At 72.5% G+C, this 13078-nt stretch carries 11 protein-coding genes; 2 read left to right on the top strand and 9 right to left on the bottom strand.

The window, feature by feature from the left end:
- Window positions 1–74: 74 nt before the first annotated feature.
- From AVL61_RS00590 to AVL61_RS00575, 4 genes are all read right to left on the bottom strand, one after another.
- Window positions 75–896: a FadR/GntR family transcriptional regulator gene (locus AVL61_RS00590; RefSeq protein WP_058872428.1), complete on the bottom strand. Its 822-nt coding sequence runs from the start codon at window positions 894–896 to the stop codon at window positions 75–77.
- A 113-nt stretch (window positions 897–1009) separates the two neighbouring features.
- On the bottom strand, window positions 1010–2350 hold the full coding sequence (gene gdhA / locus AVL61_RS00585; protein WP_058872427.1) for an NADP-specific glutamate dehydrogenase: 1341 nt from the start codon (window positions 2348–2350) through the stop codon (window positions 1010–1012).
- Between the two features lie 35 nt (window positions 2351–2385).
- Window positions 2386–2964 carry an ArsR/SmtB family transcription factor gene (locus tag AVL61_RS00580; protein WP_058872426.1) on the bottom strand — a complete coding sequence of 193 codons (579 nt, stop codon included), beginning with the start codon at window positions 2962–2964 and terminating at the stop codon, window positions 2386–2388.
- Window positions 2965–3074: 110 nt separating this feature from the next.
- Window positions 3075–4295: an acetoin utilization protein AcuC gene (locus AVL61_RS00575; RefSeq protein WP_058872425.1), complete on the bottom strand. Its 1221-nt coding sequence runs from the start codon at window positions 4293–4295 to the stop codon at window positions 3075–3077.
- A gap of 170 nt (window positions 4296–4465) precedes the next feature.
- Here AVL61_RS00575 and AVL61_RS00570 point away from each other — a divergent pair, with 170 nt between their 5' ends.
- Together AVL61_RS00570 and AVL61_RS00565 are read left to right on the top strand one after the other, a co-directional pair.
- On the top strand, window positions 4466–5869 hold the full coding sequence (locus AVL61_RS00570) for a TrkH family potassium uptake protein (protein WP_058872626.1): 1404 nt from the start codon (window positions 4466–4468) through the stop codon (window positions 5867–5869).
- A complete protein-coding gene (locus AVL61_RS00565; protein ID WP_017832491.1) occupies window positions 5862–6530 on the top strand; it encodes a potassium channel family protein in 669 nt (222 codons plus the stop codon). The genes AVL61_RS00570 and AVL61_RS00565 overlap by 8 nt, the downstream gene beginning before the upstream one ends.
- A gap of 24 nt (window positions 6531–6554) precedes the next feature.
- Here AVL61_RS00565 and proC read toward each other — a convergent pair whose 3' ends face one another.
- The 5 genes from proC to AVL61_RS00540 form a co-directional block, all read right to left on the bottom strand.
- A complete protein-coding gene (gene proC / locus AVL61_RS00560) occupies window positions 6555–7388 on the bottom strand; it encodes a pyrroline-5-carboxylate reductase (RefSeq protein ID WP_058872424.1) in 834 nt (277 codons plus the stop codon).
- A gap of 115 nt (window positions 7389–7503) precedes the next feature.
- The gene (locus tag AVL61_RS00555; protein ID WP_082696870.1) at window positions 7504–8451 is read right to left on the bottom strand and encodes a sugar phosphate isomerase/epimerase family protein; all 948 of its coding nucleotides are present in this window, start codon (window positions 8449–8451) and stop codon (window positions 7504–7506) included.
- Complete coding sequence (locus AVL61_RS00550) at window positions 8448–9425, bottom strand: Ppx/GppA family phosphatase (RefSeq protein ID WP_058872423.1); 978 nt, start codon at window positions 9423–9425, stop codon at window positions 8448–8450. Before AVL61_RS00550 ends, AVL61_RS00555 begins: the two co-directional genes overlap by 4 nt.
- Window positions 9426–9471: 46 nt before the next feature.
- Window positions 9472–12297, bottom strand: a complete 2826-nt coding sequence (topA, locus tag AVL61_RS00545; protein ID WP_058872422.1) for a type I DNA topoisomerase — start codon at window positions 12295–12297, stop codon at window positions 9472–9474.
- Window positions 12298–12519: 222 nt separating this feature from the next.
- Complete coding sequence (locus tag AVL61_RS00540) at window positions 12520–12957, bottom strand: pyridoxamine 5'-phosphate oxidase family protein (protein ID WP_058872421.1); 438 nt, start codon at window positions 12955–12957, stop codon at window positions 12520–12522.
- Window positions 12958–13078 lie beyond the last annotated feature (121 nt).

The raw sequence follows: 13078 nt of genomic DNA, 5'->3' as shown, positions 1-13078 counted from the left end.
CAGCCGGGCAAACGTTCACTGACACCCTACCGTCTCGGCGGGAAATTGCTGCATTCGGCCCGGCCGCGGACGCCTCAGGCGCTGCGGGGCACCTGCGCGGGGCCGCCGCCGGGCTCGTCCGCGGCGGGCTCCCGCGGCTCCGCCGCGGCGCCGGGCGGGTTGAGCTCGGCGGGCGCGTCCGGCGCGGGGCCCGGAGTGCGCTGCTCCTGGTCGGGGTCCACCCCGGCCTCCCGGTACTGGTACTCGATGTGCTCGGCCACCAGCCGGGACGCGAGCCGGCGGTCGCCGGCCGCCACGGCGGAGTAGATGGCGTGGTGCTCCGCGCGCAGCCGCTCGGAGGTGGTGCTCCACAGGGGCACGTGGCCCACGAGGGCCATCGTGTACTCGTAGATCGAGTCCCGCAGGGAGGACATCAGGGCCGAGACCACCGAGTTGCCGGCGGTCTTGCACAGTGCGATGTGGAAGCTCACCTCGAGGTGGTGGAACTCCTTGAGGGACAGGTCGTCCCGGGCCATCTGCTCGAGCAGCGCCCGCAGCTCGGCCATGGCCGGGTGCTCCGGGTCCGAGCGCTCCAGGGCCCACGTCTCGAGCAGCACCCGGGTCTCCACGATGTCCCGCAGCGGGTAGTCCGAGGTGGCCATGTGCAGCTGCAGCGCGGGACCCGCGGAGGCCGCCGGCTCCCGCACCAGCATGGGCAGGATCGACTTGCGCGGGCCGTCGAAGAGCCGCACGATGCCCTGGGCCTCCAGGGTCTTGAGCGCCTCCCGCATGGTGCTGCGGGACACGCGGTGGATGGCCGCGAGGTCGCGGTCCGAGGGCAGTTGTTGGCCCAGCACGAGATGGCCGTCGAACAGCTCGTTCTCCAGCCACTGCAGGACCTGCCGATGCGTTGCCATAGTCTCCAGGGTAGGACCACCGCGGCCCTCCGTGGGGCGATCGCGGGTCCGGACGTGTCGGAAGTGCGGTCCGCGGCCGGTCCGGGCCCCGTGGGACCCGGACCGGCCGGGGCTCAGATGAGGCCCTGCGCCATCATGGCGCCGGCCACCTTGACGAAGCCGGCGATGTTCGCGCCGGCCACGTAGTTGCCGGGCATGCCGTAGTCCTCGGCGGTCTCGGCGCACGTGTCGTGGATCGACTTCATGATCTGGCCGAGCCGCTCCTCCGTGTACTCGAAGGTCCACGAGTCGCGGGAGGCGTTCTGCTGCATCTCCAGCGCGGAGGTGGCCACGCCACCGGCGTTGGCCGCCTTGCCCGGGCCGAAGAGCACGTCCGCCTCCTGGAACAGCCGGGTGGCCTCGCCGGTGGTGGGCATGTTGGCGCCCTCCGCCACGGCCAGCACGCCGTGCTCGAGCAGCTTCTTGGCGTGGGAGCCGTCCAGCTCGTTCTGGGTGGCGCACGGCAGGGCCACGGTGCCGGGAACGTCCCACACGGAGCCCTTCCCGATGAACCGGGCGCGTCCGCCGCGGCGCTCGGCGTACTCGGAGATCCGGCCGCGCTCGACCTCCTTGACCTCGCGGAGCAGGTCCAGCTCGATGCCGTCCGGGTCCACCACGTAGCCGCTGGAGTCCGAGGCGGTGACCACGGTGGCGCCCAGCTGCTGCGCGCGGTGGATCGCGAAGGTCGCCACGTTGCCCGAGCCGGAGACCAGCACGGTCTGTCCGTCGAAGGACTTCCCGCGGGTCCGCAGCATCTCCTCGGCGAACATCACGGTGCCGTACCCGGTGGCCTCGGTGCGCACCAGGGAACCGCCCCAGCTGAGGCCCTTGCCGGTGAGGACGCTGGACTCGTACCGGTTGGTGATGCGCTTGTACTGGCCGAACAGGTAGCCGATCTCGCGCCCGCCCACGCCGATGTCACCGGCGGGGACGTCGGTGTACTCGCCGATGTGGCGGTAGAGCTCGGTCATGAAGGACTGGCAGAAGCGCATGATCTCCGCGTCGGAGCGCCCGCTCGGGTCGAAGTCCGAGCCGCCCTTGCCGCCGCCGATGGGCATGCCCGTGAGGGCGTTCTTGAAGATCTGCTCGAAGCCCAGGAACTTCACGATGCCCAGGTACACGGACGGGTGGAAGCGCAGGCCGCCCTTGTAGGGCCCGAGCGCGGAGTTGAACTCCACGCGGAAACCGCGGTTGATGTGCACGCGGCCCTGGTCGTCGGTCCACGGGACGCGGAAGATGATCTGCCGCTCCGGCTCGCAGATCCGCTCGAGCACCGCGGCGTCGAGCAGTTCGGGGTGGCGCGCGACCACGGGCCCCAGGGAGTCGAAGACCTCGTCCACGGCCTGGTGGAACTCCACCTCTCCTGGATTTCGGGCGAGTACGGCCTGGCGGATCGGGTACAGGTCCTCGTGCATGGTGCTCCTCGTTCGGATCGGGTGGGCCGGACCGGTCACCGCCGCGGGTTCCTGGTGCGGCGGCGCAGGCCGGAGAGGCTGGACAGGATGTCCGCGGCGCGGGCCCCCGCCCCCCTGGTCGGGCGGGCGGGCCTGCCGGCGGACGGCTCCGGACCGCGCTCGACGGCCGGCTCCGCACCGGCCACGACGGCCGGCGCGGGAGCCGGCTCGGCGTCCGCGAAGCCGCTCCCGGGCGTCACCTCCGTGTCCCGCGCGGTCGTCCCGACCGCGTCGGCCCCGGCGGTCACGGCGACGCCGGCGGCCACCGCGGCGTCGTCCGGGGCGCGCGTCGGCGCGGCCGCCTCGCGGGCCGCCCCGCCCACGACCTCGTGGACCCATGCGGTGACCTCGGCCAGCGGCTCCGGCTGCACGGCGTAGAGACGTCGCTGCCCCTGTGCCTCCATGGACACCATACCGGCCTCGCGCAGGATCTTCAGATGCTTGGAGACGGTGGGCTGGGACACTCCCAGCTCGTCCACGAGGTCCCCCACGGGTCGTTCGCCGTCCTTGAGCGCGGTGAGGATCCCTCGCCTGGTCTTGTCGGCGATCACCGCGAACACGTCGTTGTTGCCCATCCGAACACTGTAAACGGGATGCCGTGCGGCTCCCGGCACCGGCACGTCCGCGCCGCCGCGACCGCCTGCGCGGTCGCTCCCGCGCCCGCCGGGGCCCGCGGGCGGCGCGCTCAGTCGAACCACGGATCCAGCCCCCACTGGGGGAAGACCTCCTTGCGGGTCGCCATGATGGTCCGGTCCGTCTCGTCGTTCGGGTCGAAGCCCACCTCCCAGGAGCGCCACCACAGGTCCACCTCGTCGCCCATGACCCGCGGCGCGTCGGCGCCGTAGCGTTCGCGCACGTACTCGCGCCACGGCTGCGGCACCGCGGTGCGCACGTCGATCGGGTGGCCCGCGGCGACGCCGACCAGGTGCGTCCAGGACCGGGGCACCACGTCGTAGCAGTTGTACCCGCCCCCGCCGGTGGCGATCCACCGGCCCTCGCACAGCTCGTGGGCCAGGCCGGCCACGGCCACGGCGGTCTGCCGCTGCGCGTCCACGCTGACCCGCAGGTGGGTGAGCTCGTCCGCGAAGTGGGAGTCGCAGCCGTGCTGGCTCACGATCACCTCGGGCCCGAACTGGCGCAGCAGGGGCGGGACCACGGCGTCGAACGCGCGCAGCCACATCGAGTCGTCGGAGGCCGTGGGCATCGCCACGTTGACGGAGTGCCCCTCGGCCTCCCCGCGGCCGGTCTCGTTGGCGAAGCCCGTACCCGGGAACAGGGTCAGGCCCGTCTCGTGCAGCGAGACGGTGAGGACGCGGGGGTCGTCGTAGAAGATCGACTGCGTCCCGTCGCCGTGGTGGCCGTCGACGTCCACGTAGGCCACCCGCCGGACCCCCTGGTCGAGCAGGTGCTGGACCGCCACGGCGCAGTCGTTGTAGATGCAGAAGCCGCTGGCCTTCTCGGCGTGGGCGTGGTGCATCCCGCCCCCGAAGTTCACGGCGTGCACCACCTCCCCCGCGAGCACGGCCGCCGCCCCCTGGTAGGAGCCGCCCACGAGCCGGGCGCTCGCCTCGTGCACCCCCGGATAGGCGGGGGTGTCCTCGGTGCCGAGCCCGCACTCCGGGATCTCCACGGAGGGGTCGGCGCTGACGGCCCGGACCGAGTCCACGTAGTGCTGCGGGTGGACGAGGTTGAGGACCTCGTCCGGGGCCACCTCGGGCGCCTCCACGGTGACGTTGTCCCGCCGGTCGAGGCCGAACTCCTGGACCAGGCGGTAGGTGGCCTCGAGCCGCGTCGGGTGCATCGGGTGGTGGTCGCCGAAGTTGTAATCGAGCAGGGCGGGGTCCCAGAACAGTCGGGTGGGGTACGGGGCGCCGGGCCCGGGTGTAGCAGGAGTCACACCGATCATTAGACCACCCGGGACGCCGGACGGGGTCCCGGGGCCCGCCCGCGCCCGCCTATGTGTCGACACGCCCGCGCGCGACCGGCAGTGCGATACTGTCAGCGGTCGCGGCGGCCGCCGGGCCGCCCCGCCTCGCCCCGGCGGCCCGGACACCAGGAGGAGGACCCGTGAGCAACCTGCAGCGCGGTTCCTGGATCCGCCCGGAGGAGCGCGGCCGGTTCTGGCTGCTCACCTCGCTGCGCGACCTCGTGGACCGGATCGCGGCGTCCTCCCCGGCGCGGCTGGCGCTCATCGTCTTCGCCGTCGTGGTCGCCGCCTTCTCCCTGCTGCTGTGGCTGCCGGTCTCGTCCGCCCCCGGGATCGAGACGTCGCTGGAGGACGCCGTGTTCACGGCGACGTCGGCCGTCACCGTGACGGGCCTGACCACGGTCCCCACCGGTGCGAACTGGTCCTTCTTCGGGCAGTTCGTGATCATGGTCGCGATGCAGATCGGCGGGCTGGGCACCCTGACGATGACGTCGATCCTGGCGCTCGCCGTGGGCCGCAAGCTCGGTCTCCGCTCGCGGCTGCTGACGCAGGAGGCGCTCAACATCGGGCGGCTCGGCGAGGTCGGCTCGCTCCTGCAGATCATCGTGCTGACGTCCGTGAGCATCGAGGCGGTGCTCGCCGCCGTCCTCACGGTCGGCTTCCTCGTCGAGGGCGAGCCGTTCCTCCTGGCCCTGTGGCAGGGCGTCTTCTACGCGATCTCGGCGTTCAACAACGGCGGCTTCGTGCCCAACGAGGCCGGCCTCGGGCCCTACACCACGGCGTGGCTGATCGTCGTGCCCATCGCCCTCGGGGTGTTCATCGGCTCCCTGGGCTTCCCCGTGATCCTGGTGGTGCGGCAGGTCGGGCTGCGGTTCACCCGGTGGAACCTCAACACGAAGCTCACCGTGACGACCACGACGGCGCTGCTCGTGCTGGCCTGGATCATGTACACCGCGTTCGAGTGGTCCAACCCGGGGACGCTGCGGGACCTCCCCGTGGGCGAGAAGATCTTCAACGGGTTCTTCTCCTCGGTCAACATGCGCTCCGGGGGCTTCGCCCTCGTGGACACCAACAGCGAGCTGCCGCAGACCCTGCTGATGACGGACGCCATGATGTTCGCGGGCGGCGGCTCGGCGTCCACGGCCGGCGGCATCAAGGTCACCACGCTCGCCGTCCTGTTCCTCGCGGTCCTGGCCGAGGCCCGCGGCGACCGGTCCGTCATCGCGTTCTACCGCACCATCCCCGAGGAGGCGTTGCGGATCGCGATCTCGGTCACCATGATGGGGGCCACGATCGTGCTGGTGGCCTGCGGGATCCTGCTGGCCGTCTCGGACGCGCCCCTGGACCGGGTGCTCTTCGAGGTGATCTCGGCCTACGCCACGTGCGGGCTGAGCGTGGGCCTGTCCGCGGAGCTTCCGCCGGAGGGCAAGTACGTGCTCGCGGCGACCATGTTCGTCGGGCGCATCGGCATCACCACCGTGGCCGCCGCCCTGGCGCTGCGCTCGCGCCGGCGCCTGTACAAGTACCCCGAGGAAAGGCCCATCATTGGCTGACCGTTCGTCCCACAGCGTCCCCGTGCTCGTGATCGGCCTCGGCCGCTTCGGCACGGCCACCGCGCTCCAGCTGGCCCGCCAGGGCCGGGAGGTCCTGGGGGTGGAGCGGGACGCCCAGCTCGTCCAGAAGCTCTCGGGGCAGCTCACGCACGTGGTCGAGGCCGAGGCCACCGACATCGACGCCCTGCGCCAGCTGGGGGCGGCCGAGTTCGACTCGGCCGTGGTGGGCGTCGGCACGTCCATCGAGTCGAGCGTGCTGATCACGGCGAACCTCGTGGACCTCGGCGTGAGCCGGATCTGGGCGAAGGCCATCACGCCCTCGCACGGCAAGATCCTCTCCCGCATCGGGGCGCACCACGTGATCTTCCCCGAGGCGGACGCGGGGCGGCGCACGGCGCACCTCGTCTCGGGCCGGCTGCTGGACTACATCGAGTTCGACGACGACTTCGCGATCGTCAAGATGTATCCGCCGCGGGAGGTGCAGGGCTTCACGCTGGGCGACTCCAACGTCCGCTCGAAGTACGGCGTGACCGTGGTGGGCGTGAAGTCCCCGGGCGAGGACTTCACCTACGCCCGCCCCGACACCAAGGTCACCTCGCGCGACCTGCTGATCGTCTCGGGGCACGTGGACCTGCTGGAGCGCTTCGCGGCCCGCCCCTGATCCCGGGGTCCCCGCGGCGCCGGCTCAGTCGCTGAACTCGCGCGTGAGTTCCGCCGAGCGGTCCGCGGAGGCGCGGGCGGCGGAGGCGACGAGGTCCTCGAAACCGTTCTCCTGGAAGGTCGTGATGGCCCGGTCCGTGGTGCCCTTGGGGCTGGTGACCGCCTTGCGCAGGGCCGCGGGGTCGGCCTCCGCGGGGCGCAGCAGCTCCCCGGCCCCGGAGACGGTCTCCTTCGCGAGCACCCGGGCCACGTCCGGCGACAGCCCCATCCGCTCCCCCGCGTGCTGCATGGCCTCGGCCAGCAGGAACACGTAGGCGGGCCCGGAGCCCGAGACCCCGGTCACGGCGTCCACCTGCTCCTCGGGGACCTCGACCACGGTGCCCACGGCCTCGAGCACCCGGCGCACGGCCTCCGTCTGCTCCGGGGCGGTGGCGCTGCCCGGGGTCACCGAGACGACCCCGCGGCCCACGCTGGAGGGCGTGTTCGGCATCGTGCGCACCACCGGCTGGCCGGCGGGGAGGGCGCGCTCTAGGGCGCCGACGGAGATCCCCGCGGCCACCGACGCCACGACCGTGCCGGGGCGCAGCGCGGGGGCGATCTCGCGGGCGAGCTCGAGGATGCCGACGGGCTTCACCCCGAGCAGCACGACGTCCGCCTCCTGCGCGGCCCGCCGGTTCGCCTCGGGGTCCTCGCCGGTGACGTAGGGCCGCACGCCCGTCTCGTCCTCGAGCCGGCGCGCGCTCTCCTCGGAGCGGACGGTGGCCCGGATCCGGTCGACGGGCACGCCGGAGGCCAGCACCCCCCGCAGGATGGATCCGTTCATGGAGCCGCAGCCCAGGAAGGCGAGCACAGGAGTCATGGTCGGTGAGGTCCTCTCATCGGTGGCAGTGGAACGGTGGAACGGGAACGGTCGGACTGGAACGGTCGGGCGGCGCGGGCGGAGCGGTGGGCTCGGGCCGGTGGGGCCCCGGCGGTCAGCCGTCGCCGACCTCGGTGGCCCCGGCGCTGTCGGCGCCGGCAGGGCTCCCGGTGCCGCCCGAGCCGGCAGGGCTCCCGGTGCCGCCGGGCTCGACAGTGCTGCCGGGCTCGGCGGAGCTGTCGGCGTCGTCGGACAGGCTCGTGTGCCGGCGGGCGAACTCGAGGGACTCCGCGAGCCACTGGGTTCGCTCCTCGGGGCTCTTCGAGCGGCGGGTCGAGACCTCGACCCCGATGATGCCCTGCCACCGGGTGGAGGCGAGGTACCGGAGGGACTCGGCCACCGGCTGGACGCCGTGGCCGGGGAGCAGGTGCTCGTCGGCCGTGGTCTCGCCCGAGCCGTCGGTCAGGTGCACGTGGCCGAGCCGGGGGCCCAGCTCCTGGATGGCGGCCAGGGAGTCCATCCGGGCGGTCGCGGCGTGCGAGAAGTCCCACGTCACCCAGTCGTAGTCCTGGCCCAGCGGGCTGTAGTGGGGGGCGTAGACCACGGTGTCGCGGCCGCGGACCCGCCAGGGGTACATGTTCTCCACGGAGATCTTCACGCCCGTGGCCTGGGAGACCACCCGCACGCCCTCCACGAAGTTCGCGGCGTACCGGCGCTGCCAGCGGAAGGGCGGGTGGACCACGACGACCTCCGCGCCCACCTGCTCGGTGAGGGCGGCGGCCATCTGGATCTTGGTCCAGGACTTGCCCCACACCTGCTGGGTGAGCAGCAGGGTGGGCGCGTGGATGGTCGAGATGGGGAGCTGGTGGCGCTGCACGAGGTCCTGCAGCTGGTGGGTGAGCTGGCTCATCCGCTCGTGCGTGACGAGCACCTCCACGCTGTCGTAGCCCAGCTCCACGGCGGCCTCGAAGGTCTCCGGGACCCCGAGCGGATAGAGGGAGCTGGTGGACAGCGCCACGTGGGGACGGTACGGCTCCGCGGCGGGGCCCGGCTGCTCGCTCATGCCGCACCCACCAGGTGCCGGGGGTCCACGGTGCGGACGTCGGAGTGGCTGTTCAGCTGGTCCAGCCGGCGCAGGATCAGACCCTCGCGCAGCGCCCACGGGCAGATCCGGATCGAGTCGACGCCGTAGGCGTCCATGGCCGACTCGGCCACCACGGCTCCGGCGAGGATCTGCGCGGCCCTGATGGCGGAGACGCCCGGGAGCTCGGCGCGCTCGTCGGGGGACATGGCCTCCATCCGGCGGGCCCACAGCCGCAAGTCCTCGAGGTGGAGGGTGCGGGGCACGTAGGGGCCCATCGCATACGGTGCGGCCCCGCAGATCCGCGCCAGGGAACGGAACGTCTTGGACGTGCCGGCCACGCAGGTGGGCTCCCCCGCGGCGCGGACCTTCTCGACGGCGGGCTTGAGCTCCTGGCGCACGTGCTTGCGCAGCGCCTTCATCTCCTTGGGGGTCGCGAGGTCGCCGGCGATGAACGCGCGGGTGAGACGCCCCGCGCCCAGCGGCACGGACGTCGCCACGGTGGGCAGCGCGTTGTCGCCCAGGGCCATCTCGAAGGACCCTCCCCCGATGTCGAGGTCCAGGACGGTCCCCGCGCCCCAGCCGAACCAGCGGCGCACCGCGAAGAACGTGACGGCCGCCTCCTGGTCCCCGGCCAGCTCCGTGAGGGTGACGCCGGAGCGGGACTGCACGTGGTCCAGCACCTCCGCCCCGTTGCCGGCCTCGCGGATCGCGGAGGTCGCGAACGCCAGGAAGTCCTCGGCCCGGTTGTCCACGGCGAAGTCCCGGGCCTCGATCACGAACGCCGTGAGGGCGTCCCGGCCGGCGTCGGAGATGCGGCCGTCCGCGTCGAGGTACTGCACGAGCCGCAGGCCGAGCTTGTGGGACGCGTACGGCTCGGGCCGGGAGCCCGGGTAGACGTCGAGCAGGAGGAGGTGGACGGTGTTCGACCCCACGTCGAGGACTCCGAGACGCATGCCGTGGTGCTCCTTCGAGTTCCGTGTCCGCCCCGCGCGGGACGGCTCAGCCCTTGGACCCGGCGCGGGCGGGCTTGGCCGCCGCGGGCTTCTTGGCCGTGCTCTTCTTCGTGCCGGTCCTCGTCGTGCCCTTGGCCGAGGACCGCGCCGTCTTCTTCGGGGCGGGGCCCTGGGCGCGCTTCTCCGCGAGCAGCTGGCTCGCGCGCGCCGGGGTGATCTGCTCCACCGTCTCACCGCGCGGAACCGTCACGTTGGTCTCCCCGTCGGTGATGTACGGGCCGAAGCGACCGTCCTTGATCACCATGGGCCGCTCCGTGATCTGGTCGGTGCCCAGGTCCGCGAGCGGCGGCTTCGCGGTGCCGCGGCCGCGCTGCTTCGGCTGGGCGTAGATCTTCAGGGCCTCGTCGAGGGTGACCGTGAACAGCTGCTCCTCGGACTGCAGCGAGCGCGAGTCGCCGCCCTTCTTGAGGTAGGGGCCGAACCGGCCGTTCTGCACCGTGATCTCGTTGCCCTCGGCGTCCGTGCCCAGCGTGCGCGGCAGGGACAGGATCTTGAGGGCGTCCTCGAGGGTCACGTCCTGCAGGGTCATCGTGGAGAGCAGGGACCCCGTGCGGGGCTTCTCCTTGACCGGCTTCTTCGGGGGCTTGGGCTTGCCGTTCTTGTAGTACTCGACGGGCTGGGCCGCGAGCTCCTCGGCGGTGGGCTCGGGGATCACCTCGGTGACGTAGGGCCCGTAGCGGCCGTCCTTGGCCACGATGGTGCGCCCGGTCACGGGGTCGCGGCCGAGTTCGCGGCCGTCGGCCTTGCCGGTCTCGATGAGCTCGCGGGCCTTGTCGGGCGTGAGCTCGTCGGGGGCGAGGTCCTCCGGCACGTTGGCCCGGACCGGGTCGGTGAGCTCCCCGGTCTCCGGGTCCAGGGTCCCGGCCACCTCGAGGTAGGGGCCGAACTTGCCGACCCGCAGGGTGATGTCCTCGGTCACGGGGATCGAGTTCACGGCGCGCGCGTCGATCTCGCCGAGGTCGTCGACGATGGGCTTGAGCCCGTTCTCGTGGCCCTGGGAGCCGAAGTAGAAGTCCTGCAGCCAGTCGGTGCTGTCCTCCTCGCCGCGGGCGATCCGGTCGAGGCCCTCCTCCATCTCCGCCGTGAAGTCGTAGTCCACGTAGTCGGAGAAGTGCTCCTCGAGCAGGCGCACCACGGAGAACGCGGTCCACGAGGGGATGAGCGCGGAGCCCCGCACCCGGACGTAGCCGCGGTCCATGATCGTCGAGATGACGGCCGCGTAGGTCGAGGGCCGGCCGATGCCGAGCTCGTCGAGGACCTTGACCAGGGACGCCTCGGTGTAGCGGGGCGGGGGCGAGGTGCGGTGCCCGTCCGCCTCGACGTCGGTGGCGTCCAGGCGGTCGCCCTCCGCCATCCGCGGGAGCCGCTTGTCCCCGTCCTTGCCGCCGTCCTTGTCGGTGGCGGGGTCCTCGTCCCGGCCCTCCTCGTAGGCGGCCAGGAAGCCGCGGAAGGTGATGACGGTGCCGGACGCGGAGAACTCGGCGTCCCGGCCGGTGGACGAGGTCGCCCCGAGCCGCACGGTCGCCGTCGAGCCCTTGGCGTCGGCCATCTGGGAGGCCACGGTGCGCTTCCAGATCAGCTCGTAGAGCCGGTAGGCGTCCGCGGAGAGCTCGCCGCGGACCTGGTTGGGGGTGCGGAAGGAGTCCCCGGCGGGGCGCACGGCCTCGTGCGCCTCCTGCGCGTTCTTCGACTTGGAGCTGTAGAGCCGCGGGGAGCCGGGCACGAAGTCCGCGCCGTAGAGCTCCGTGGCCTGGCGCCGGGCGGCCGTGACCGCCTGGTCCGACAGCGCCACGGAGTCGGTGCGCATGTAGGTGATGTAGCCGTTCTCGTACAGCTTCTGCGCCACCTGCATGGTGGTCCGGGACGTGAAGCGCAGCTTGCGCGCCGCCTCCTGCTGCAGCGTGGAGGTGGTGAACGGCGCGGCCGGGCGGCGGGTGTAGGGCTTGGTCTCCAGCGACCGGACCGTGAACGCCGCGTCCTCGAGGCCGGCGGCCAGCTCGCGGGCGGCCTGCTCGTCGAGGTGCGCGAGCTTGTCGACGGCGCCCTTGAGCACGCCGTCGTCGCCGAAGTCGCGGCCCCCGGCCACCCGCTTGCCGTCCACGGAGGAGAGCCGGGCGCTGAAGGCGGTGCCGGCGTCCTCGCCGTCGGTGCGGGCGAAGGTCCCGCTGAGGTCCCAGTAGTCGGCGGGCACGAAGGCCATGCGCTGCCGCTCCCGCTCCACCACCAGGCGCGTGGCCACGGACTGCACGCGCCCTGCGGACAGGCCGGAGGCGATCTTGCGCCACAGCACCGGGGAGATCTCGTAGCCGTAGAGCCGGTCCAGGATGCGCCGGGTCTCCTGCGCGTCGACCAGGTCCTGGTCGAGCTCGCGCAGCTCGCCGAAGGCCCGCTCGATGGCCTCGCGGGTGATCTCGGGGAAGGTGAGCCGGTAGACGGGGACCTTGGGCTTGAGCACCTCCAGGAGGTGCCACGCGATCGCCTCCCCCTCGCGGTCGCCGTCGGTGGCGAGGTAGAGGGCGTCGGCGTCCTTGAGCTTGCGCCGGAGCTCGGTGACCTTCTTCTTCTTGTCCGGGTTGACCACGTAGTACGGCTCGAAGCCGTGCTCCACGTCCACCGCGAACTTGCCGTAGGGCCCCTTCTTGAGCTCCGCCGGCAGCTCCGAGGGCTGCGGGAGATCACGGATGTGCCCCATCGAGGACTCGACCTCGTAGGCGTCGCCGAGGTACCCGGCGATGGTCTTGACCTTCGAGGGGGACTCCACGATGAGCAGGCTCTTGCCCGTTCCGGGGCTCTGGGTGGCCTTCGTTGGCACGGTACTCCTTGCTGCGCTCCGCGGTGCCGCGGGCCGCGGCGCTGCTGGACGTCGGGTCGAACGGGCGGGCGTCGGCCCGCCGTTGCGCTCCACCATAACGCCTCACCGCCGTCGGTCCCCGCCCGGTGGCCCGGCCGGGGGCCGCGGCGGCTCCCGGACCGGGCGCCCGGCCGCCCGGGGCCCGGACGGCTCCGATCGGCCGGGCCGCGGCCGGGGCCGCGCTCAGGAGGGGTAGCGCTCGGGCTCGGCGCCGATCGTGAACTCGCGGCCGGTGGCGGTCTCCACGTCGATGACCACGAAGTTGTACTTGAGCGTGGGCGCCCACGGCTTCAGCGGCAGCTCCTCCGCGGCGTCCACCTCGGCACGGGTCTCGAGCCGCCGGGCCCGCCCGTGCACCACCACGGAGCGCACGACGTCGTCCTCCGAGACCTCGTCGATCTCGAACGCCACCTGGTCGTTGACGATCAGGCTCGAGAGCTTGGAGCCCTGGGCGGTGCGGAAGTACAGCTTGTGCTGGTGCACCACGTAGTTCACGGGGAAGATGTCCACGAGTCCGGCCGCCTCGACGGCGAGCCGCCCGAACGGGTGCTTCTCGAGGAGCTGCCAGACGGCGTCCTTGTCGAGGGTCTTGATGGGGCTCAGGTTGTCTCCGATGCTCATGCCCCCATCCTTCCACCCCGGCGGCCGCGGCGCCGCCTGCTCATCCGCCCACAGCTCCTGCGCCCGCGACGCGGCCCACGGCCCCGACCGCCCCGGCACCGCCCGGGACGCCGTTGGGAGC

Source organism: Kocuria rosea subsp. polaris, from assembly GCF_001483755.1.
GTDB classification, from domain to species: Bacteria; Actinomycetota; Actinomycetes; order Actinomycetales; family Micrococcaceae; genus Kocuria; species Kocuria cellulosilytica.
Note: the sequence above shows the minus strand (reverse complement) of the source record. Positions and strands in the feature narration are given on the sequence as shown.

Bases quoted from the DNA above. Each gene is read 5' to 3' on its own strand.
- gdhA (WP_058872427.1), bottom strand. From the start codon at position 2,350: ATGCACGAGGACCTGTACCCGATCCGCCAGGCCGTACTCGCCCGAAAT.
- AVL61_RS00555 (WP_082696870.1), bottom strand. From the start codon at position 8,451: ATGAGCGAGCAGCCGGGCCCCGCCGCGGAGCCGTACCGTCCCCACGTG.
- AVL61_RS00590 (WP_058872428.1), bottom strand. From the start codon at position 896: ATGGCAACGCATCGGCAGGTCCTGCAGTGGCTGGAGAACGAGCTGTTC.
- AVL61_RS00550 (WP_058872423.1), bottom strand. From the start codon at position 9,425: ATGCGTCTCGGAGTCCTCGACGTGGGGTCGAACACCGTCCACCTCCTC.
- AVL61_RS00540 (WP_058872421.1), bottom strand. From the start codon at position 12,957: ATGAGCATCGGAGACAACCTGAGCCCCATCAAGACCCTCGACAAGGAC.
- AVL61_RS00575 (WP_058872425.1), bottom strand. From the start codon at position 4,295: ATGATCGGTGTGACTCCTGCTACACCCGGGCCCGGCGCCCCGTACCCC.
- proC (WP_058872424.1), bottom strand. From the start codon at position 7,388: ATGACTCCTGTGCTCGCCTTCCTGGGCTGCGGCTCCATGAACGGATCC.
- AVL61_RS00580 (WP_058872426.1), bottom strand. From the start codon at position 2,964: ATGGGCAACAACGACGTGTTCGCGGTGATCGCCGACAAGACCAGGCGA.